This is a genomic window from Mycobacterium sp. E1214 (assembly GCF_001666755.1).
Taxonomy (GTDB): Bacteria; Actinomycetota; Actinomycetes; order Mycobacteriales; family Mycobacteriaceae; genus Mycobacterium.
Genome location: NZ_LZJC01000002.1, coordinates 22,845 through 43,971 on the forward strand (window position 1 = coordinate 22,845; position 21,127 = coordinate 43,971).

A 21,127-nucleotide genomic window follows, 5' to 3' on the forward strand; every position below is an offset into this window, starting at 1 on the left:
GATATGCTCAGCACCGCCATGGACAAGGCGCAATCCGTACCCTCCGCCACAATGCTCAGCGCTGCCGCCGGGCATCCGGATGCGGCCGACAACGGCTACCCCGACAAACTCGACGCCGCGCTGTTCCGCATCGCCGGCGTCTGCGGCCTGGCCTGCGTCATGGCCGTTCTGGACAGCACGGTCGTCGCCGTCGCCCAGAACACCTTCATTCGCCAGTTCGGGTCCACCCCGACGGTCGTCTCGTGGACGATCGCCGGCTACATGCTGGCCTTCGCGACCGTCATCCCCGTCACCGGCTGGGCGGCCGACCGATTCGGCACCAAACGCCTGTTCATTGCCTCGGTCCTGGTGTTCACGCTCGGCTCGCTGCTGTGCGCGATCGCCCCGAACATCGTGCTGCTGATCCTGTTCCGGATCCTGCAGGGCATCGGTGGCGGCATGCTGTTGCCGCTGAGTTTCGTCATCCTGACCCGCGAGGCCGGGCCCAAGCGGGTGGGCCGCCTGATGGCGGTGGGGGGCATCCCGATCCTGCTGGGTCCCATCGGCGGCCCCATCCTGGGCGGTTGGCTGATCGGCGCGTACGGCTGGAAGTGGATCTTCCTGGTCAACCTGCCGATCGGGCTGGCCGCCTGCGCCCTCGCGGCGGTGCTGTTCCCCAAGGACCGGTCCGCCCCCTCCGAAGCGCTCGACGTCACCGGCATGCTGCTGCTGTCGCCGGGGGTGGCGGTCTTCCTCTGCGGGGTGTCGTCCATCCCCGGCCGCCACGTCCTGACCGACCCGTACGTGTTGCTTCCCGCGCTCCTCGGCGCGGCGCTGATCGCCGCGTTCGTCCTGCACGCGCTGTATCGCACCGACCACCCGCTCATCGACCTGCGGCTGTTCAAGAATCGGGTGGTCACCGAGGTCAACGCGACGCTGCTGGTTTTCGGGGCCGCCTCGGTGGGCACCGGGCTGGCGGTGCCCAGTTACTTCCAGATCGCGCAGCACGAGACGCCCATGCAGGCCGGGCTGCACATGCTGCCGGTCGGCGTGGGCGCCGTGCTGACGATGCCGCTCAGCGGGGCGTTCATGGACCGGCGCGGGCCGGGCAAGATCGTCCTGTTCGGCCTCCCGCTGATGGCGGTGGGCCTGGGCGTCTTCACCTACGGGGTCGCCACCCAGGCGCCGTACCAGCCCATCCAGCTGGCCGGGCTCGCGATCACGGGGCTGGGCATCGGGTGCACGACGACGCCGCTGTCCGCCGCGCTGATGCAGGCACTCGCGCCGCATCAGGTGGCCCGCGGGACCACGCTGATCAGCGTGAACCAACAGATCGGGGGGTCCATCGGGGCCGCGATGATGGCGGTCCTGTTGACCAACCAGTTCAATCGCGACCAGCCGCTGCTCGCGGCCAGCGAGCTGGCGGCCGGGCACCCTGGCGGCGGACGCCGCGGGGCGCCGCCCGACGCCGTGGCCGGCACGCGGCAGGGCGCGGCCGACCTGGCCGTCACCGCGTCGCATCACCTGGCGCACGCCTACACGGTGGTGTTCGTGCTGGCCGTCGTGCTGGTGTCGGTGACCATCATCCCGGCGTCGTTCCTGCCGAAAAAGCCGGCCCGGCCGCCGGGCCAGGAGGACTCCTAGCCGCCGCCGTCCGTGCCGCCCACGGTGTCGAGCACCCAGGCGTACTGGAAGGCCGCTTCCTCCCACGCCTTGTAGCGGCCGCTGACGCCGCCGTGCCCGGCGTTCATCTGGGTCTTCAGCAGGATCCCGCGGCCGCCGCCGTTGGCGTGGCGCAGCGCCGCAACCCATTTGGCGGGTTCCACGTAGTACACCCGGGTGTCGTTGAGCGAGGTCATCGCCAGGATCGCCGGGTAATTCCTGGAGTCGACGTTCTCGTAAGGCGAGTAGGACTTCATGTAGTCGTAGGCGTCCTTGTCCGCCAACGGGTTTCCCCACTCGTCCCACTCGGTGACGGTCAGGGGCAGCGACGGGTCCAAGATGGTGGTCAGCGGATCGACGAACGGAACCTGGGCCACGATGCCGGCGAACAGTTCGGGCGCCAGGTTGGCCACCGCCCCGACGAGCAGCCCGCCCGCGCTGCCGCCGAGCGCCACCAGCCGATCGGGCCGGGTCACCTCGGTGTCGACGAGATGCCGTGCGGCTGCGACGAAATCGGTGAACGTGTTCCTCTTGTGCAGCAGCTTGCCGTCCTCGTACCACAACCGACCCATCTCGCCACCACCGCGGACGTGGGCGATCGCGAAGACCATGCCGCGGTCCAGCAGCGACAGCCGCGCTATCGAGAAGCTGGGGTCGATGCAGATCTCGTAGGCGCCGTAGCCGTAGAGGAGTGCGGGAGCCGGGACTTCGATGCCGGCCCGGCGCACGATCGACAACGGGATGCGGGTGCCGTCGTCGGCAATCGCCCAGTCGCGCCGCTCGACGTAGTCCGCGGGTCGATAGCCACCGAGCACGGGCTGCTCGCGCAGCAGGGTGCGCTCGCCGGTGCCCAGGTCGATGTCGTACACCCGCGCCGGGATGACCAGCGAACCGGCCCGGACCCGGAGCTTGGGCGCGTCCCAGTTGGGGTTGCCGGCGGCGCCCGCGGACATCAGCTCGGAGTCGAACGAAAGTTCCTCCGGTTCGCCGTAATTCCCGTCGGCGCCGATGCCCCACAACTGCAGGCGGGGCAGCGCCTCGCGGCGGTAGCTCACCACCAGGTGGCGGGCGAACGCGTCGACGGCGTCCAGCCGGACGTCGTCGCGGTGCGGGATCAGCGTGCGCTGCCGTGTGGGGTCCTCGACCGGGGCTTCGGCGAGCGTGAAGTTCACCGCGCCGTCGTTGTGCAAGATCAGGAACCGGTCGTGCCCGCCGACGACGGCGTGCTCCACCGAGTACTCCACCCCTTCGCGCCGGGGCAGCACGACGGTGAACGCCGCCCGCGGGTCGGCGGCGTCGGCGTAGCGGATCTCGGAGGTGATGGACGAGCCCGAGCCGATGAACACGTAACGCTCGCTGCGGGTCATCCCGACGCCGAGCCAGAACCGTTCGTCCGCCTCGTGATACACCAGCTCCGCCGCGGCGCCGGAGCCCGCCTGGTAGCGCCACACCTTGTCCGGGCGGTGCGCCGCGTCGAGGGTCAGGTAGTACACCGTCCGGTTGTCGGCCGCCCACGTCGCCCCGGCCGCGATGTCGGCGATCTGGTCGGCATACAGCTCACCGGTGCGTAAGTCCTTGAAACGCAACGTGTAACGCTCGTCGCCCACCGTGTCGACGGAGTAGGCCAGCAGGTGCCCGTCCAGGCTGACGGCGGCGGCGCCCAGCGAGAAGAACTCGTGGCCCTCGGCTTCGGCGTTGGAGTCGAGCAGGATCTGTTCGCCGGGTACGTCGGTGTGTTCGTCGAGGGTCGGCGGGTCCCAGTCGGCCGGATCGCTCACCGGGCAGCGGCACTGCACCCGATATTGCTTGCCCTCGTAGGTGCGGGCGTAATACCACCAGTCGCCCTGACGGGTCGGCACCGACAGGTCGGTCTCCTTGGTGCGCGCCTTGATCTCGTCGAAGATTTTCTGCCGCAACGGTTCCTGGTGGTCGGTCATCCGGTCGACGTAGGAGTTCTCCGCCTCGAGGTAGGCGATGACCTCCGGATCGGCCTTGTCGCGCAGCCATTCGTACGGGTCGACGAAGACGTCGCCGTGGTGTTCGCGCCGGTGCTCGACCCGCTTGGCGGTGGGCGGCACGGGCGCCTGGGGTTCGCTCATGCGCCCGGGCCGATCCAGTCGCCGAAGCTCAATCCCGAGATTCGTTCGTAGGCCTCGATGTAACGGTCCCGCGTGGCCGCGACGACGTGGTCCGGCAGCGGTGGTGGCGGTTGGTCGCCGTGCCGGTCCCAACCGGACTCCGGACCAATGAGCCAGTTGCGGACGAATTGCTTGTCGAAACTGGCCTGCACGACACCGACCCGGTAGTCGGCGGCCGGCCAGTACCGCGACGAGTCGGGGGTGAAGATCTCGTCGGCCAGCACCAGGTTGCCCTCACCGTCGGTGCCGAACTCGAACTTGGTGTCCGCGATGATGATTCCCCTACGCAACGCGTGGTCGGCGGCGCGCCCGTAGATCTGCAGCGTGCGGTCGCGCAGCTCGGCCGCGCGCGCCTCGCCCACCAACTCGACCACCCGGGCGAAGGGGATGTTCTCGTCGTGGTCGCCCAGCGCCGCTTTTGTCGCCGGGGTGAACAGCGGCTCGGGGAACCTGCTGGCCTCGACCAGCCCGGGCGGCAGCGCGATGCCGCAGACCTCACCGGTCGCTTGGTAGTCGAGCAACCCGGAGCCGGTGAGGTAACCGCGGGCCACGCACTCCACCGCAACCATGTCCAACTTCCGCACCAGCAGCGCCCGGCCCAGCACCTCGTCGGGGATTCGCGGGTCGTCCGGCGGCCCGGCCAGGTGGTTGGGGGCCGCAGCGAGGTCCGAGACGAGCCCGAAGAAGAACACGCTCATGGCCGTCAGGATCCGGCCCTTGTCGGGGATCGTGCTGTCGAGGACGTAATCGAACGCCGAGATCCGGTCGCTGGCGACCAGCAGCAGGTGCTCGTCGTCGACGCGGTAGATCTCGCGCACCTTGCCGCTGGCCAGATGCTCGTAGTCGGACAATGCGGGACGCATCGGGCCAGCCTATCGGGCAACCTTGCGGCGCCCGGGCGCGAGCTGTGCTGGTATCGGAGGTATGACGCGGTTCTTGCCCTACTCGACCAGACCCCTTCGCCTGTTCGGCCAACTGATCAGCGACGTCGTCGTCTCGCTGTGGACGGTGATCTGGGGGTTCACCGGCCTGGCGGTACACGACGCCATCGCCACCATCGGCGACGCGGGGCGGGAGCTGGAGAACGGCTCGAAGGGCATCGCCGGCGGCATGGCCTCGGCCGGTCACGAGGCGCAGCAGATCCCGTTGGTCGGTGACGCGGTGAGCAAGCCGCTCACCGCGGCCAGCGACGCGGCCATGGACATCGCGGGCGCCGGGCACAGCCTGAACTCCACGGCCGGCTGGCTCGCCGTGTTGCTCGGGATGGCCGTCGCCGCGCCGCCGATCCTGGCGGTCACCATGCCGTGGCTGTTCCTGCGGCTGCGGTTCTTCCGCCGCAAATGGACGGTGACCGCCCTGGCCGCCACGCCGGCCGGACAGCAGCTGCTGGCTCTGCGGGCGATGACGAACCGGTCGCCGGGCAAGCTCGCGGCCGTGAGCGCCGACCCGGTCGGCGCGTGGCGGCGCGAGGATCCCGTGACCATCCACAGACTGGCCGCGCTGGAACTGCGGGCCGCCGGGATCCGGATCAGGACCGGCTGACCGCGCCGCGCCGCGACCGCGGCAGCCGGACCGTCACGATTGCTCGTGCAGCGCCACCACGAGGTGCCGCATCCCGGTGTGGCGGTTGCTGCGCGTCCACTCGACGTCGCGCACCACCCGCACGCCGGCGAACCGCGACAACAGCTCCTCGAACAGCACCCGCAACTCCAGGCGGGCCAGGTTGGCGCCCAGGCAGTAGTGCACACCTTGACCGAATCCCAAGTGCGGATTAGGTTTTCGGGTGATATCGAACTCGTCGGGTCGCTCGAAAACCGCGGGGTCGCGGTTGGCGGAGGCCTCCCAGATCTGGACCTTCTGCCCGGCCTGGATCGGCTGTCCGCCCAGCTCGACGTCGCGGGTCGCGGTGCGCCGCTTGGACGGCGAGGGCGCCGTCCACCGCACCATCTCCTCGACGGCGGTGGGCAGCGTGGCGGGATCGGCACGCAGCGCCCGCAACTGCTCCGGATGCTGGGCCAGCGCGAGCAGCCCACCCGCGATCGCGTTGCGGGTCGTCTCGGCGCCGGCGCTGAACAGCAGGCTGAAGAACAGATAGAGCTCGAGATCCGACAGCGCGGGGGCTTCGGCGTCGTCGACCACCGCATTGGCGACGACCGACAGCATGTCCTCGGTGGGTTGCGCGCGCTTGGCGGCGATGAGCTGCTGGCCGTAGGCGTACATCCGGGACCCCGCTTCGGCCTCGGACAACTGCGCCAGCGCCGCCTTGCGGGAACCGCCGAAGTCGAACTGCGGCTCGATCGCCTCGAACAGCCAATGCCGTTCCGACTCCGGCACTCCCAGCAGGATGCAGATCATCTGCATGGGCAGCTCGGCCGCCACGTCGACGAGGAAGTCGAACGGCTCGCCCGGCATCACCGCGTCCAGCAGTCGCCGCGCGCGGGCCCGCAGATCGTCCTCGACCAGCCGGATCATCCGCGGCGTCAGCCCCGAGCTGACCAGGCGGCGGATCTGGGCATGCCGCGGGTCGTCCATCATGTTGAGCACCTGACCGGCGATGGCCAGGTCCTGCAGCAACGTGCCACCGTACGGCCGCCGGCCCCCGGTGACCGAGGAGTAGGTCACCGGATCCTTGAGCACCGCAAGGGTTTCGGCGTACGTGGCGACCGACCAGAAGCCCTCGCCATCCGGGGTGTTGTCGGTCGGGGCGTGCCAGTAAACCGGGGCCTCGCGGCGGTGCACGGCGAACACCTCGTGCGGGAAGCCGTCGGCGAAATTGTCGAGATCGGTGAGGTCGAGGCCCGCGAGGGTCACAAGATTGCGCCCGGTGCGTACTTGGCCGCGTCGGGGTAGCGGCTCACGAGGGCGTCCACCGCCGCGGCCACCTCGTCCACCTGGTCAGCGGCCGCGCCCGTGAACGCCTTTTTGTCGGCCAGCGCCGCGTCCAGCGCCGCCCGGTCCAACGGCAGCCGCTCGTCGGCGGCCAACCGGTCGAGGAGGTCGGGTTCGGCGCCGCGCTCGCGCATGGCCAACGCCGTCGCGACCGCGTGCTCGCGGATGACGTGATGCGCAGCCTCGCGTCCGACACCGGCGCGCACCGCCGCCATCAGCACCTTGGTGGTGGCCAAGAACGGCAGGTAGCGATCGAGCTCCCTGTCGATCACCGCCGGGTACGCCCCGAACTCGTCGAGCACGGTCAGGAACGTCTCGATCTGCCCGTCCATCGCAAAGAAGCTGTCCGGCAACGCGACTCGCCGCACCACCGAGCAGAAGACGTCGCCCTCGTTCCATTGCGCACCGGCAAGTTCGGCGGCCATCGAGGCGTAACCGCGCAGCACCACCTGCAAGCCGTTGACCCGCTCACAGCTGCGGGTGTTCATCTTGTGCGGCATCGCCGACGAACCGACCTGCCCGGGCGCGAAGCCCTCGGTGACAAGTTCGTGGCCGGCCATCAGCCGGATGGTGTGCGCGAGCGACGACGGCCCGGCGCCGAGTTGCACCAGCGCCGAGGTCACGTCATGGTCGAGCGAGCGCGGATAGACCTGCCCGACGCTGGTCAATACCGTTGTGAAGCCCAGGAATTCGGCGACCCGACGCTCGAGCTCGGCCAGCTTGGCGGTGTCGCCGTCGAGCAGGTCGAGCATGTCCTGCGCGGTACCCATCGGCCCCTTGATGCCGCGCAGCGGGTAGCGGTCGATCAGCTCCCGCAGCCGGGTCAGGGCGACCAGCGTCTCCTGGGCCGCCGAGGCGAACCGCTTGCCCAGGGTGGTGGCCTGCGCCGCGACGTTGTGGCTGCGCCCGGCCATCACCAGGTCGCGGTAGGCCACGGCCCGCTCCGCCAACCGCGCCACCACGGCGACCCCGTGGGCGAATACCAGCTCGAGTGACCGCTTAATCTGCAGCTGCTCGACGTTCTCGGTCAGGTCGCGGCTGGTCATGCCCTTGTGCACCTGCTCGTGACCGGCGAGGGCGTTGAACTCCTCGATGCGGGCCTTGACGTCGTGGCGCAGCACCCGTTCGCGGGCCGCGATCGACGGCAGGTCGACGGTGTCCAGGACGCGCTCGTAGTCGTCGACCGCACCGTCGGGCACCGCGACGCCCAGCTCGGCCTGGGCCCGCAGCACCGCCAGCCAGAGGCGGCGCTCGGCGACGATCTTGGCCTCCGGCGACCAGATCGCGACCATGTCGGGGCTGGCGTAGCGGGCGGCCAGCACGTTCGGAATGCTCACTTGGTCCTCACGAACACACAGCTTACGGTCGGCCCCTCCCGTCACTTCCCTCCCGGTTTCCGGGGTGACAGGCAAAGTGCCCGCCTCGCAGCGACAGAACCGCGGTCCCCCGCGGTGTCGCTGTGAGGCGGGCACATCGCCCACCCCCGGTGCCAGGGACCGGTGGGGCCGGTGTGACTCGCTCCGGCCGCCTAACCTATCCGGATGTACTTCGCCGGGGTGGACCTCGCCTGGGCGGGGCGCAATCCGACCGGTCTGGCCGTCGTCGACGCGGACGGGTCGCTGGTGAGCGTGTCCGCGGTCCGCGATGACGAGGAGATCCTCGCCGCGCTGCGGCCGTACACGCGGGGCGACTGCCTGGTCGCCTTCGACGCGCCGTTGGTGGTGACCAACCCGACCGGGCAGCGTCCCGCGGAGGCCGCGTTGAACCGCGACTTCCGCAGGTTCGAGGCCGGTGCCCACCCGGCCAACACCGGAAAACCCGAGTTCGCGCACGGGGCCCGTGGCGGGCGCCTGGCGCGCGCGCTCGGCCTGGAGCTGGACCCCCGCTCGGCGGCGGCCAGGCGCGCCATCGAGGTGTACCCGCACGCCGCGACGGTCGCGTTGTTCCGCCTCGAGCGCACGCTGAAATACAAGGCCAAGCCGGGCCGCACGGTGGCCGGGCTCAAGGCCGAACTGCTCGTTCTGATGGACGGCGTCGAGCGGCTGTCGCGAGCCGCGGTGCCACTGCACGTCGCGGCCCATCCCGGGTGGGCGGCACTGCGCCGGGGGGTGATCGCGGCGGAACGCAAGAGCGCCCTGCGCCGCGCCGAGGACCCGGTCGACGCCGTCGTGTGCGCCTACGTCGCGTTGTTCGCGCAGCGCAGCCCGGCCGACGTGACGATCTACGGCGACCCCGCCACCGGGTGCATCGTGACGCCGTCGCTGCCGCCGCGCACCTAGCTCAGATCCGGACGGGCCGCTGGTCGATGGGCGCCAGCACGTCGATGAGGTCGGCGACCGCGCCCAGCGCCGCCGCCCGTGGGTCGCGGCCCTCCACCAGCGCCGAGACCACCGAACCGTCGACGGCGCAGAGCAGCGTGCACACCAGCTCGATGTGCACCGACCGGCCGGATCGTTCGATCGCCTCGGCCACCGCCTCGGCGCGCTGCCGCAGGCTGCGCCGCATCGTCTCCTGCAACGCCGGGAACCGGGTGCACGCGATGTGTCGCTCGTAGCGAGAGATCAACTGTTCGGTGAGCCCCTCCCCGGACACGTCACCGACGAGCAGGTCCGCGAGCACCTCGGCGATGGTCTCCGGTCCGCGGCGTCGGCGGGACAGGGCGGTGACCCGCGACCGCAGCTGCGCCACCTCGATCATGGCGATGTGCTCGACGGCGCGGGCGATCAGATCGTCGAGGGAGGAGAAGTAATAAGTGGTGGAAGCCAACGGCAATCCGGCGCGCCGCGCCACCGCCCGGTGCCGCACCGCCTCGAAGCCGCCCTCGGCCAGCAGCTCGGCGGCAGCGCTCACGAGCGCATACCGTCGACGTTCTCCTTTCGGAGTAACCGCTGCAGTCACGAGTAGCCATCGTGCCAGCCAAAGTGGTACTGCATTGCCATTTCGGCCAAACGACCCGCCGCGCGGACATGGCATGATGGCCCGCATGCCCGATTTGAGCCGCCGCGCCGTGCTGCGCCTCGGCACCGGCGCGGCCGCCGGTGCGGTCGGCGCCTACGGGCTCGACATGTTGTTCAAACCGCGCACATCTCACGCGACGCCGCCGCCCGCGGCCGGCACGCAGCCCCCGTTGGCGCCGCCGCGACCCGTGCCCGTCGAGCCGGCGCCCGCCGGCCCCGCGGCGCCGACGATGGTGACCGGTTCGTTCGTCTCAGCCGCCCGCGGCGGCATCAGCACCAACTGGGCCATCGCGCGGCCGCCCGGCCAGACCAAGCCGCTGCGGCCCGTAATCGCGTTGCACGGCAAAGGCAGTGACGCGGCCACCGTGATGGCCGGCGGCGTGGAGCAGGGTCTGGCGCAGGCGGTCAACGCGGGGCTGCCGCCGTTTGCGGTCGTCGCCGTCGACGGCGGCGGCGGTTATTGGCATAAGAGGTCTTCCGGCGAGGACAGCGGCGCGATGGTGCTCGACGAGCTCATCCCGATGCTCGGTGGCCAGGGGCTGGACACGTCGCGGGTGGCGTTTTTGGGCTGGTCCATGGGCGGCTACGGCGCGCTGCTGCTCGGCGGCCGGCTGGGCCCGGGGCGCACCGCGGCGATCTGCGCGGTGAGCCCCGCGCTGTGGCTGTCCTCGGGTGCGGCCGCGCCGGGCGCGTTCGACGGGCCGGACGACTTCGCCGCGAACTCCGTGTTCGGGATGCCGGCGCTCGGATCGATCCCGATCCGGGTGGACTGCGGCGACAGCGATCCTTTCTACGGTGCGACAAAGCAATTCATCGCGCAGTTGCCGACGCCGCCCGCGGGCGGTTTCTCGCCCGGGGGGCACGACCCGCAGTACTGGAGCTCCCAGTTGCCGGCCGAGCTGACGTGGTTGGCTCCGCTTTTGATCGCCTAGCGCGTGAGAACTAATCGCTCGCGGGAGTCGCGCCGCGACACGGGGATCACCCGCGAAACCGCGATACGCTCGGAACAATGAGCGCACCGTTCGACTGGAACCTTCCCTACGCCTGGCCCCGAAAGCCGCTGCTGGCCCGCAACGTTGTGTGCACGTCGCAACCGCTGGCGGCGCAGGCGGGTCTGCGGATGCTCGCCGAGGGCGGCACCGCGGTGGACGCCGCGATCGCCACCGCCGTCACCCTGACCTTGGTGGAGCCGGTGTCCAACGGCATCGGTTCGGACGCGTTTGCCATCGTGTGGGACGGCCGGCAGCTGCACGGACTCAACGCGTCGGGCCGCTCCCCGGCGGCCTGGACCCCCGAATACTTCGGCGGCGCAGCCGTTCCCATGATCGGCTGGGACGCGGTGACGGTGCCCGGCGCGGTGTCGGCCTGGACCGAGCTGCACGCCAAGTTCGGCAGGCTGCCGTTCGAGCGGCTGTTCGAGCCCGCGATCGCCTACGGCCGCAACGGCTTTCTGGTGTCGCCCACGGTCGCCGCGCAGTGGGCGGCGCAGGTGCCGTTTTTCGCCGAACAGCCGGGCTTCGCCGACGCGTTCCTCCCCGGGGGCCGCGCCCCGCGGCCGGGCGAGCTGTTCACCTTCCCTGCACACGCGGCCACCCTGGAGAAGATCGCGGCCAGCAAGGGCGAGGCGTTCTACCGCGGCGAGCTGGCCGCGCAGCTCGAGGCCCACGCCGCCGCGCACAACGGCGCGCTGCGGGCCACCGACCTCGGCGAGCATCGCGCCGACTGGGTGGACACCCTCTCCGGCGGGTACCGCGGTTACACCCTGCACGAGCTGCCGCCCAACGGGCAGGGCATCGTCGCGCTCATCGCCTTGGGAATCCTGGAGCAGTTCGACATGGCCTCGCACCCAGCCGATTCGGCGGACACCGTGCACCTGCAGATCGAGGCGCTGAAACTCGCCTTCGCCGACGCCCAGGCCTACGTCGCCGACGCGGACCACATGCCGATGCACCCGCGACGGCTGCTGGACCCCGACTACCTGCGCCAACGCGCGGCGCTGATCGACCCCCGGCACGCCAGGCCCGCGTCCGCCGGCGCGCCCGGCGGCGGCACCGTGTACCTGACGGCCGCCGACGGCGACGGGATGATGGTCTCGATGATCCAGTCGAATTACATGGGCTTCGGCTCGGGCGTCGTGGTGCCCGGGACCGGGATCTCGCTGCAGAACCGCGGTGCCAATTTCGTTGTCGACGAAGGGCATCCGAACCAGGTGGGCCCGAACAAGCGCCCCTACCACACCATCATCCCGGGCTTCGTCACGAAGGACGGCGCCGCGGTCATGAGCTTCGGGGTGATGGGCGGCGCGATGCAGCCGCAGGGTCACGTGCAAGTGCTCGCCCGCATCGCCGACCACGGCCAGAATCCCCAGGCGGCGTGCGACGGGCCCCGCTTCCGCTGGGTGCAGGGCCTGCAGGTCAGCTGCGAGGACGGCTTTCCCGCAACGACGCTCGACGAGCTCGCCCAGCGCGGCCATGACCTGGTCGCCGTCGACGACTACAACAGCTTCGGCAGCTGCCAGGCCATCTGGTGCCTGGACGACGGCTACTGCGCGGCCAGCGACCCGCGCCGCGACGGCCAGGCCACCGGTTTTTAGACGCGCACCTTGCCTTCGGCCGCCAGCAGGCCGATATCCGTACGAAAGTGGCTGCCGGGCAACCGAATCGAGCCGAGCAACTCGTAGGCCCGCGCCCGGGCCGCGGCCAGGTCGGCGCCCGCTCCCACCACTGACAGCACCCGGCCGCCCGCGGAGACAATCTCGCCGTCGTCGCGGCGCGCCGTCCCGGCGTGCAGCACCCCGTCGGCTTCCGAGCCGACGATGACGTCGCCCACGCGGGGCCGCGCCGGGTAGTTCTCCGCCGCCAGCACCACGGTGACGGCGGCCCCGTCGGCCCACCGCAGTTCGCCGAAGTCGGCCAGGGCTCCGGTGCTCGCCGCGTAGAGCAGCTGACCCAGCGGCGATTCGAGCAGCGCCAGCACCGCCTGCGTCTCTGGGTCACCGAATCGACAGTTGAACTCGACCACCGCGGGGCCGTTGGCGGTGATCGCCAGGCCGGCGTAGAGCAGTCCGCTGAACGGGCTGCCGCGCCGAACCAGCTCTGCGGCAACGGGTTCCACGATGTTTCCGACGATGTCGGAATAGACGTCGTCGGGCAGCCACGGCACCGGCGCGTAGGCGCCCATGCCGCCGGTGTTGGGCCCGGTGTCGGCGTCGCCGACGCGTTTGAAATCCTGCGCGGCCAGCAGCGGAACGACGGTCTCTCCGTCGACCACGCAGAACAGCGACACCTCGGGCCCGTCCAGAAACGACTCCAGCAGCACCGGGTGGCCGGCCTCGAGGAGAGCGGCGGCGTGGGCGCGGGCCGCGGCGCGGTCTGCGGTCACCACCACCCCCTTGCCGGCGGCCAGGCGGTCGTCCTTGACCACCCAGGCCGGCTCCTGGACCGGGGGCCCGAACCGATCCAGGGCCGCGTCGAGGCGCGCCGGGCTGTCCACGAGCTCCGTGGCCGCGGTGCGCACGCCGGCCGCGGCCATCACGTCCTTGGCGAACGCCTTCGATCCCTCGATCCGGGCGGCGTCCTTGCTGGGGCCGAAGCACGCGATGCCGGCCGCGCGTACGGCGTCGGCGACTCCCAGCACCAGCGGCACCTCGGGGCCGATGACGACGAGGTCCGCCCGCACGTCGCGCGCCAGGGCGACCACCTCCTCCGCCGAGGTGACGTCGACGTCGCGCTGCTCGGCCAGCCGGGCGGTGCCGGCGTTGCCGGGCGCGATGGCCAGGCCGTCGACCTGGGGGTCTTTGCGCAGCGCCAGCAGCAGCGCATGCTCACGGGCACCGGAACCGATCACCAGGACGCGCACGAGACGTCAGACTAGCTCAGCCGTCCGCGGAGATCCGTTCCAGCAGCTTCGTCAGCTCCTTTTGCTGCGCGGCGGTGAGGCGCTCGAGGCGCTTGTCAAACTCGGCGGAGAGCAGCGCGAGTCCCGCGGCGGCGACCTTGCGCCCGGCGCGGGTGAGCAGTAGGCGGTGCCGGCGCAGGTCGGCGGGGTCGATCTCGCGGCGCACGAAGCCGGCGGCCTCGAGCCGCTTGAGGTAGGCCGTCACGGTGGCCTTCGGCATGCTCAGGGTGGTCGCGAGCTCGGCCGGATAGGGGTGCTCGTCGATTTCCGCGAGCACGAACAGCTCCTTGGACTCCACGCCGAGCGCGCAGATGCCGGCCTCGGCGTCGGCGATCACCGACAGCAGCACCCGGTAGTTCAGCGACCAGATTCTGGCCGGGTCGACGGCCGACATTCGACTTGCCAGCTCGTTCAGATGTGAACTAGTTTGAGTATGAACAAACGCATGCTCGAACAATCTACCAGAAAGCGGCCGCCATGCCTCTCGACCACTACGTGACACTCGGACGGTCCGGTTTGCGTGTCAGCCCCCTGTGCCTGGGCGCCATGACCTTCGGCGAGGACCTGGGCTGGGGCACCAGCGTCGAGGAGTCTCAACAGATCATCGACCGCTACCTTGAGCTCGGCGGCAACTTCATCGACACCGCCAACTTCTACACCCGCAGCCACTCCGAGAAGATCATCGGTGACCACATCGGTCGCCACCCCGCCCGTCGCGATCGCGTGGCGATCGCCACCAAGTTCAGCGGCAACCTGTATCCGGGTGACCCCAACGGCGGCGGCTCCGGCCGCAAAGCAGTGATCAGCGCCTGCGAGAACTCGTTGCGGCGCCTGCAAACCGATTACATCGACCTGTATTGGCTGCACATGTGGGACGCCAACACCCCGATCGAGGAGACCTTGGCGGCGCTGCACGACTTGGTGCGGGCGGGCAAGGTCCGTTACATCGGTGTGTCGGACACGCCGGCGTGGAAGATCGCGCAGGCCAACGTGATTGCGGGATTCCGTGGCTGGGAGCCGTTCGTCGGCCTGCAGGTCGAATATTCGCTGCTCGAGCGCGCCATCGAACAGGAACTCGCGCCGATGGCGGCGGAATTCGGGCTGGGCATCACCCCGTGGTCGCCGCTCAAGAGCGGCGTGCTCAGCGGCAAGTACACCCGCGCCACCGCCGGCCAGCACGCCGCCGATCGCGGCGCGTTGGTCGACGCCTTCCTCAACGAGGACACCTACGCCCTGATCGACGAGTTGGAGGTCATCGCCGGCGCGCACGAGACCACCGTCGCCAGCGTCGCGTTGGCCTGGGTGAGCGCGCAGCCGGGGGTTTCGTCCGTCATCATCGGCGCGCGCCGGCTGTCTCAGCTCGACGACAATGTCCGCGCCGTCGATGTGCGGCTCGGCGCCGACGAGCTGGCGCGGCTGGACGCGCTCACCAAGCCCGAGTTCGGCTTCCCCACGAACATGCTCGAGATGGCACCCGGCATCATCAACGGCGGCACGACGATCAACGGCGTGTCGGCACCGATCTCCGAGTACGTGATGCCCGACGGCGGGCGGCCTTACTAGCGGCTATTTCCGTTCGCCGCCGTGCATCTTCAAGGCGGCGTCGACGTTGGCCTTCTTGTCCTCCCCGGATCCCCGCGCGGCGGCCTTCTTGCGCTTCGCGATCACCGCGTCGACCGCTCCGTTGAGCGCGGACCCCAACGGGAAGCCCAGGTAGTGGGTGAGGAAGAGGGCCATCTCCTTGAGTTCGGTCTCGTCGAGCTCGCCGTTGAGCAGGGCGGCGTTGATTTGAATCTCGGCCAGGTCGCGGTTCCCGATCGCGGTCACCGCGGTCAGTGTCATGATGCGCTTGTCGCGCATCGACAGGCCGGGGCGGGTCCAGATGCTGCCGAACAGGTGGTCGACGGTCAGGTCGAAATACGCGTCGCCCTCGATGTTGGGCATCTCCCAGCCGTAGACCTCGTTCATCTTCTGCAGGCCCTTGCGGCGCTGTTCGTCCATTTACGGCCCTTCCTCGGTGTGCGGCACGCCCAAACCGGCGGCCAGCCGCTCGTAGGCGATGTGCGCCAGCGGCAGCTCGACCGACATCGCCTCGCCCAACGCCAGCGCCAGGCTGAGGTCCTTCTCCCCCAGGCCGCGGGCGTGCACGAAGGACTCGTACAGGAAGTGGTCCGGCGCTAGGTCGTTCATGTCGTCGCGCACCATGATCGCTCCCGGGCCGCTGGTGAGCGCATCGGTGTGCCGCACCACCCGGCCCAGCGCCTGCAGGTTCAGCCCGGCCGCCTCGGCCAGCTTCATGGCCTCGCACGCCGCCGCGTAGGACGTGAAGGTCAACATGTTGCGCGCCAACTTCATTCGCGTGCCCGCGCCCGGCTCACCGGCGTGGATCACCAGCGACGCCCAGTGCTTGAACGCCGGCTTGATCCTCTCGTACACCTCCCGCTCGGCGCCGACCATGGTGGCGAGCTCGCCCCGGGCCGCCGCGGCCGCGCCTCCGCTGACCGGCGCGTCGACGATGTGCAGGCCTCGCGGTTTGTGTTCGGCGGCCAACTCGACGGCGGTGGTGTCGCTGATCGTCGAGTGGATCGCGATGACGGTGCCGGGTTTGGCGTGCCCGGCCAGCTGCCCGACGACGTCGCGCACCTGGGCGTCGTTGAGCACCGTGACGTGGACGATGTCGGCGGTCGCCACGTCGGCCACGCTGTCCGCGACGCCGGCACCCTTTTCCACCAGCGGCGTCATCGCCTCGGTGCGGATGTCGTATACCGTGATCCCGCCGGGCCATTCGGTCATCCTGGTGGCCATCGGCGCGCCCATGTTGCCCAGGCCGATGTAGCCGAGCCTCAACTGCTCGGTCATGAGCGGATGATCTGTCCGCCGTCGACGTTGAAGATCTGCCCGGTGATCCAGGCGGCGTCATCCGAGAGCAGGAACAAGCACATCCCGACCAGGTCGGCCGGAGTTCCCATGCGCGACAACGGCAGTCCCTTGACGATGTCGGCGACGATCTCCTGCGGGGTGGTGGTCCGGTTGGCCTCGGTGTCGATGGGGCCGGGCGCGATCGCGTTGATGCGAATGTTCTGACCGCCCAGCTCGCGCGAGAGCTGTTGGGTCAGGCCGTTGACGCCGACCTTGGCCAGGCCGTAGAAGTTCGCGTACAACCATGCCGCCGTAGAAGATTGGTTGACGATCGCCCCGCCGCCCCGCTTGGCCATCTTCTTGTAGACCGCGCGGGTGCACCACAGCGCACCGTCGAGGTTGACGCTCATGAACTTCTTGTAGTACTCGGGATCGACGGTGAGCAGGAAGTCCAGCTTCATGCCGCCGAAGATCGCGGCGTTGTTCACCAGGTAGTCGATGCCGCCGTATTCGGCCAGCGTCCGGTCCGCCATCGCCTTGGCCGACGCCGGGTCGGAGACGTCGACCGGCACGGCCAGCGCGGTGCCGCCGTCGGCGGCGATCTGCTTGGCCACGCCCTCGGCGGCCTCGGCGTTGATGTCGGCCACGACAACGGCCGCGCCCTCGCGCGCCAGCGCTTCCGCGTAGGCCTGACCGATGCCGCCGCCCGATCCGGTGACGATGGCGACTTTGTTCTCGAACCGCATGTTGTCCTCTCGGGGTGTCACTGAACGGCGGTGGCGATGGTCTTGATTTCCAGGTATTCCTCGAAGCCCGCCAGCCCCATTTCCCGGCCGTTGCCGGACTGCTTGTAGCCGCCGAACGGCGCGTCGGCGGAGTACCAGACACCGCCGTTGACGTTGACGGTGCCCACCCGCAGCCGCGACGCGAACGTCGCGGCCCGCTGCGGGTCGGCGCTGAACACGGTGCCGGACAGGCCATATGGTGAATCGTTGGCGATGCGCAGCGCGTCCTCGTCGCCGTCATGGGCGATCACGGTGAGCACCGGCCCGAAGATCTCCTCCCGGGCCGGGCGCGCGTCGTTGGTGAGCCCGGCGATCACGGTGGGTTCGATGAAGAAGCCCGCGTCCTTGTCGGCCGGCCTGCCGCCGCCGCACGCGAACGTCCCGCCCTCCTCGATCGCCAGGTCCAGGTAGCTCTGCACCCGGTCGCGCTGGCGCGCGGAAATGACCGGGCCGCAGACGGTTCCGGGCTTGTTGGGGTCGCCGGGCTTGATGGACCCCATGGTGCCGGCCGCGATGGCGACCGCCTCGTCGTAGCGCGCGCGGGGCACCACCAGCCGGGTCGTGATCGCGCAGCCCTGCCCGGCATGCATCGACGCGGTGAATGCGGCCACCGAACACGCCCCGGCCAGGTCGGCGTCGTCGAGCACCACGAACGCCGACTTGCCGCCCAGTTCGAGGAAGACCTTCTTGAGCGTGGCGGCGGCATCCGCCATCACCGCACGGCCGGTCGCGGTGGACCCGGTGAACGAAACCATGTCGACGCGAGGATCTTTCGCCAGCAGCGCGCCCACGCCGTGGTCGCTGGAGGTGACGATGTTGACCACGCCCGGCGGAAAGTCGGTGTGGGAGGCGATGAGCTCGCCGAGCACCGCCGCGCACCACGGCGTATCCGGCGCGGGCTTGAGCACCACCGTGTTGCCCGCGGCCAGGGCGGGCCCCAGCTTGGCCAGATTGATCTGGTGCGGGAAGTTCCACGGCGTGATCGCGCCGACGACACCGACGGCCTCCCGGGCGATGGTGCGCCGGGTCGGGATCCCCATCGGCGACGCCTGACCGAGATCCTGGCTCCACTGGTACGCCTCGGCGGTATCCGCCGCAAAGCTCAAGTCCGCCACCGGCCCTTCCAATTGGGCGGCCGCCGTGAGCATTCGCGGGGCGCCGACCTCGGCGATGGTGATCTCCCGCAGCTCCTCGACGTGCTCTTGCATGGCGTCACGAAGTTGGCGCACGCAGCGCACCCGCAGCTCGGTGTTGCGGGACCAGTCGGTGTCGTCGAAGGCGCGGCGCGCGGCGTCGATGGCGCGTTCCATGTCCTGCGCATCGGCGTCGGCGGCGACCCCGAGCACCTCCTCGGTCGCCGGATTCACCGTCGGGAACGTGCCGGCGTTGCCGGTCGAAAGCTTGCCGTCGATGAAGAGTTCGCTTACGCCGTCGGCCAACAAGGCCATTTCCCGCTCCCGTCTGTGCGGCCACGCCAATCCATCAGCTCCGATAGACAGTTGTCCGGTGTGGTCCGATCGAACCATAGCCGTCGGGTTGTACGCCGTGCAATAGCCGATCCCGCGCAGCGGCGCCAGGTTGCCGAAAATAGCGCAGTCAGCAGGTTGTTTGCCGACCGGCCTTGCTTCGCGGCCCCGGCATCGGATAGCTTGGACAGGTGTCCAGCGATGCCCTGGTGGCGATCACGCCGCACGGCGAGCGCCCGCCCGGCCCACCGCCGCGCAATCGCCGTCAGGAGGAGACCTTCCGCAAGGTGCTCGCCGCCGGCATCGAGACGCTGCGCGAGAAGTCCTACGCGGACCTGACGGTGCGCGCCGTGGCCGCCCGCGCCAAGGTCGCCCCGGCCACCGCCTACACCTACTTCTCGTCCAAGAACCACCTGATCGCCGAGGTCTACCTGGACCTGGTGCGTGAGGTGCCCTACTTCACCGACGTCAACGACCCGATGGTCAGCCGCGTCGAGCAGGTGCTGCGCCACCTCACCCTGGTGGTCGCCGACGAGCCGGAGGTCAGCGCGGCCTGCACCACGGCGCTGCTCAGCGGCGGCGCCGACCCGGCGGTCCGCGCGGCACGCGACCGCATCGGCGCCGAGATCCACCGCCGCATCGCGTCGGCCATCGGGCCGGGCGCCAACCGGGCCACCGTCTCCGCGCTGGAGATGACCTTCTTTGGCGCCCTCGTTCAGGCGGGCAGCGGCGAGTTCACCTACCACGAGGTCGCCGACCGGCTGGCCTTCGTGGTGCGACACCTCCTGACCGGCGCCGAAAACACGGCCGAACGACCGATTGAGGACGGCGAGCGATGACCGTACAGGCGGGCGACCACGAGCTGGTTCTCGACCCCTACGACTACGACTTCCACGAGGATCCGTACCCGTACTACAAGCGGCTGCGCAACCATGCCCCGCTGTACCGCAACGACGAGCTGTCCTTCTGGGCGTTGTCGCGGCACCGGGACGTGCTGCAGGGGTTCCGCAACAGCACAACGCTTTCCAACAAGTTCGGCGTGTCGCTGGACCCGGCGTCACGCGGGCCGCACGCCAGCAAGACGATGAGCTTCCTCGCGATGGACGACCCGGCGCACCTGCGGCTGCGCACCCTGGTGTCGAAGGGCTTCACGCCCAGGAGGATTCGCGAACTCGAGCCGCGCGTCACCGAGATCGCGACCCGGCATTTGGACGCCCTGCTGGCCGGGGCGCAGGGGGGCACGGTCGATTACGTCGACGAGTTCGCCGGAAAGCTCCCGATGGATGTCATCTCCGAGCTGATGGGAGTTCCCGAGGCGGACCGCGTGCAGGTACGAGCCTGGGCCGACGGCGTCATGCACCGCGAGGAGGGCGTCACCGACGTCCCCCCGGAGGCAATCGAGGCCTCGCTCAACCTGATCGTCTACTACCAGCAGATGGTGGCCGAGCGCCGGACGACGCCGGCGGACGACCTGACCACCGCGTTGCTCGAGGCCGAGATCGACGGTGACCGGCTCACCGACGACGAGGTGCTGGGGTTCATGTTTCTGATGGTGATCGCCGGCAACGAGACCACCACCAAACTCCTTGCCAACGCGGCATTTTGGGGGCACAAAAACCCCGACCAGCTCGCGCGGGTCTACGACGACGTCTCGCTGGTGCCGCTGTGGGTCGAGGAGACGCTGCGCTACGACACCTCGAGCCAGATCCTGGCGCGCACCGTGTCCGGCGAGCTGACCCTCTACGACACGACCATCCCCGATGGGGACGTCCTGTTGCTGTTGCCCGGTTCGGCGCATCGCGACGAGCGGGTGTTCGACAATCCCGACGACTACGTCATCGGACGCGAGATCGGCTCCAAACTCATGAGTTTCGGTAGCGGCGCGCACTTCTGCCTCGGTGCCCATCTGGCCCGGATGGAAGCCCGCGTGGCGCTCACCGAGTTGTTCAAGCGAATCCGCGGATTTGAGGTCGACGAGGCCAACGCCGTCCGCGTCCATTCCAGCAACGTCCGCGGATTCGCTCACCTACCCATCACCATGGAGACCCGCTGATGCCCCGCTTCGCAGCCTTACCCGACCGTCGACCGGCGATCGTCGCCGGTGCCTCCTCCGGCATCGGCGAGGCCACCGCGATCGAGCTGGCCGCGCACGGCTTCCCGGTCGCCCTCGGTGCGCGTCGCGTCGAGAAGCTCGCCGACATCGTCGGCAAGATCAACGCCGACGGCGGCGAAGCGGTTGGCGCCGACGAGGTGGATCTGCAACTGCGACTCGAACTCGTCGGTGGAAATCTCGGCCAGCTTGCCGAAGTAGGTGTCGCCCGCGCCGGCCACCAGCACCTCGATGTCACCGAGCGCGTCCACGGACTGCGCGACAAACGCTTTCACCGAGTTGGGGTCGGTGACGTCGAGGTGGAAGCCCACCGCTTCGCCGCCGTCGGCGTTGATCTTGCCGACGATGTCGGCGAGCTTCTCGACGCGACGCGCATCGAGGGCGC

General features: G+C 69.8%; 19 protein-coding genes and 2 pseudogenes. 9 read left to right on the forward strand and 12 right to left on the reverse strand.

What is annotated here, in order from left to right; all coding sequences use genetic code 11:
• Window positions 1-3: 3 nt before the first annotated feature.
• A complete protein-coding gene (locus tag A5700_RS00180; protein WP_068071697.1) occupies window positions 4-1,623 on the forward strand; it encodes a DHA2 family efflux MFS transporter permease subunit in 1,620 nt (539 codons plus the stop codon).
• Here the strand turns inward: A5700_RS00180 and A5700_RS00185 are convergent.
• Together A5700_RS00185 and A5700_RS00190 are read right to left on the reverse strand one after the other, a co-directional pair.
• Entirely contained in the window at window positions 1,620-3,740 is a 2,121-nt protein-coding gene (locus A5700_RS00185) for a S9 family peptidase (RefSeq protein ID WP_068071699.1), read from the reverse strand. The genes A5700_RS00180 and A5700_RS00185 overlap by 4 nt on opposite strands.
• Window positions 3,737-4,642 carry a phosphoribosylaminoimidazolesuccinocarboxamide synthase gene (locus tag A5700_RS00190; RefSeq protein ID WP_068071701.1) on the reverse strand — a complete coding sequence of 302 codons (906 nt, stop codon included), beginning with the start codon at window positions 4,640-4,642 and terminating at the stop codon, window positions 3,737-3,739. The genes A5700_RS00185 and A5700_RS00190 overlap by 4 nt, the downstream gene beginning before the upstream one ends.
• Before the next feature lie 61 nt (window positions 4,643-4,703).
• On the opposite strand from A5700_RS00190, the gene A5700_RS00195 reads away from it, so the two are divergent.
• Window positions 4,704-5,321, forward strand: coding sequence for a hypothetical protein (locus A5700_RS00195; RefSeq protein ID WP_068071703.1), 618 nt, complete (start codon window positions 4,704-4,706; stop codon window positions 5,319-5,321).
• 33 nt (window positions 5,322-5,354) lie between these two features.
• On the opposite strand, the gene A5700_RS00200 is transcribed toward A5700_RS00195, so the two are convergent.
• Together A5700_RS00200 and purB are read right to left on the reverse strand one after the other, a co-directional pair.
• On the reverse strand, window positions 5,355-6,590 hold the full coding sequence (locus A5700_RS00200) for a cytochrome P450 (protein ID WP_068071705.1): 1,236 nt from the start codon (window positions 6,588-6,590) through the stop codon (window positions 5,355-5,357).
• Window positions 6,587-8,005 (reverse strand): adenylosuccinate lyase, encoded by a 1,419-nt coding sequence (purB, locus tag A5700_RS00205; protein WP_068071708.1) that lies wholly within the window; start codon window positions 8,003-8,005, stop codon window positions 6,587-6,589. Before purB ends, A5700_RS00200 begins: the two co-directional genes overlap by 4 nt.
• 204 nt (window positions 8,006-8,209) lie before the next feature.
• Here purB and A5700_RS00210 point away from each other — a divergent pair, with 204 nt between their 5' ends.
• Complete coding sequence (locus tag A5700_RS00210; RefSeq protein WP_068071710.1) at window positions 8,210-8,947, forward strand: DUF429 domain-containing protein; 738 nt, start codon at window positions 8,210-8,212, stop codon at window positions 8,945-8,947.
• 1 nt (window position 8,948) lies between these two features.
• Here A5700_RS00210 and A5700_RS00215 read toward each other — a convergent pair whose 3' ends face one another.
• Window positions 8,949-9,566: a TetR/AcrR family transcriptional regulator gene (locus tag A5700_RS00215; protein WP_068071712.1), complete on the reverse strand. Its 618-nt coding sequence runs from the start codon at window positions 9,564-9,566 to the stop codon at window positions 8,949-8,951.
• Window positions 9,567-9,639: 73 nt separating this feature from the next.
• Between A5700_RS00215 and A5700_RS00220 the strand changes: the two genes are divergently transcribed.
• Window positions 9,640-10,557 carry an alpha/beta hydrolase-fold protein gene (locus tag A5700_RS00220; RefSeq protein WP_068071714.1) on the forward strand — a complete coding sequence of 306 codons (918 nt, stop codon included), beginning with the start codon at window positions 9,640-9,642 and terminating at the stop codon, window positions 10,555-10,557.
• Between the two features lie 77 nt (window positions 10,558-10,634).
• Window positions 10,635-12,218, forward strand: coding sequence for a gamma-glutamyltransferase family protein (locus A5700_RS00225; protein WP_068071716.1), 1,584 nt, complete (start codon window positions 10,635-10,637; stop codon window positions 12,216-12,218).
• Here A5700_RS00225 and purD read toward each other — a convergent pair.
• Window positions 12,215-13,483, reverse strand: coding sequence for a phosphoribosylamine--glycine ligase (gene purD / locus A5700_RS00230; protein WP_068071718.1), 1,269 nt, complete (start codon window positions 13,481-13,483; stop codon window positions 12,215-12,217). The two genes, A5700_RS00225 and purD, sit on opposite strands and share 4 nt — an antisense overlap.
• A gap of 16 nt (window positions 13,484-13,499) precedes the next feature.
• Window positions 13,500-13,916, reverse strand: a complete 417-nt coding sequence (locus A5700_RS00235; RefSeq protein ID WP_068071720.1) for a MarR family winged helix-turn-helix transcriptional regulator — start codon at window positions 13,914-13,916, stop codon at window positions 13,500-13,502.
• Window positions 13,917-13,999: 83 nt separating this feature from the next.
• Between A5700_RS00235 and A5700_RS00240 the strand changes: the two genes are divergently transcribed.
• Window positions 14,000-15,085, forward strand: a complete 1,086-nt coding sequence (locus tag A5700_RS00240; protein WP_068071722.1) for an aldo/keto reductase — start codon at window positions 14,000-14,002, stop codon at window positions 15,083-15,085.
• Window positions 15,086-15,088: 3 nt separating this feature from the next.
• Here the strand turns inward: A5700_RS00240 and A5700_RS00245 are convergent, their stop codons facing one another.
• From A5700_RS00245 to A5700_RS00260, 4 genes are read right to left on the reverse strand one after another with little or no spacing between them, the layout of a single operon-like run.
• Window positions 15,089-15,523 carry a carboxymuconolactone decarboxylase family protein gene (locus A5700_RS00245; protein WP_068071725.1) on the reverse strand — a complete coding sequence of 145 codons (435 nt, stop codon included), beginning with the start codon at window positions 15,521-15,523 and terminating at the stop codon, window positions 15,089-15,091.
• The gene (locus tag A5700_RS00250; protein ID WP_068071727.1) at window positions 15,524-16,381 is read right to left on the reverse strand and encodes an NAD(P)-dependent oxidoreductase; all 858 of its coding nucleotides are present in this window, start codon (window positions 16,379-16,381) and stop codon (window positions 15,524-15,526) included.
• Window positions 16,378-17,127 (reverse strand): SDR family oxidoreductase, encoded by a 750-nt coding sequence (locus A5700_RS00255; RefSeq protein WP_068071729.1) that lies wholly within the window; start codon window positions 17,125-17,127, stop codon window positions 16,378-16,380. The genes A5700_RS00250 and A5700_RS00255 overlap by 4 nt, the downstream gene beginning before the upstream one ends.
• A 17-nt stretch (window positions 17,128-17,144) precedes the next feature.
• Window positions 17,145-18,614, reverse strand: a complete 1,470-nt coding sequence (locus A5700_RS00260; protein WP_068071731.1) for an aldehyde dehydrogenase — start codon at window positions 18,612-18,614, stop codon at window positions 17,145-17,147.
• A 209-nt stretch (window positions 18,615-18,823) separates the two neighbouring features.
• Between A5700_RS00260 and A5700_RS00265 the strand changes: the two genes are divergently transcribed.
• The 3 genes and pseudogenes from A5700_RS00265 to A5700_RS24800 form a co-directional block, all read left to right on the forward strand.
• Complete coding sequence (locus tag A5700_RS00265; protein WP_068071733.1) at window positions 18,824-19,471, forward strand: TetR/AcrR family transcriptional regulator; 648 nt, start codon at window positions 18,824-18,826, stop codon at window positions 19,469-19,471.
• Complete coding sequence (locus A5700_RS00270; protein WP_068071735.1) at window positions 19,468-20,685, forward strand: cytochrome P450; 1,218 nt, start codon at window positions 19,468-19,470, stop codon at window positions 20,683-20,685. The genes A5700_RS00265 and A5700_RS00270 overlap by 4 nt, the downstream gene beginning before the upstream one ends.
• Window positions 20,685-20,813: pseudogene (locus tag A5700_RS24800) on the forward strand (short-chain dehydrogenase); the annotation flags it as partial. The gene A5700_RS00270 and the pseudogene A5700_RS24800, both read left to right, overlap by 1 nt.
• Window positions 20,814-20,855: 42 nt before the next feature.
• On the opposite strand, the pseudogene A5700_RS00275 reads toward A5700_RS24800, so the two are convergent.
• A pseudogene (locus A5700_RS00275) lies at window positions 20,856-21,127 on the reverse strand (SDR family NAD(P)-dependent oxidoreductase); the annotation flags it as partial.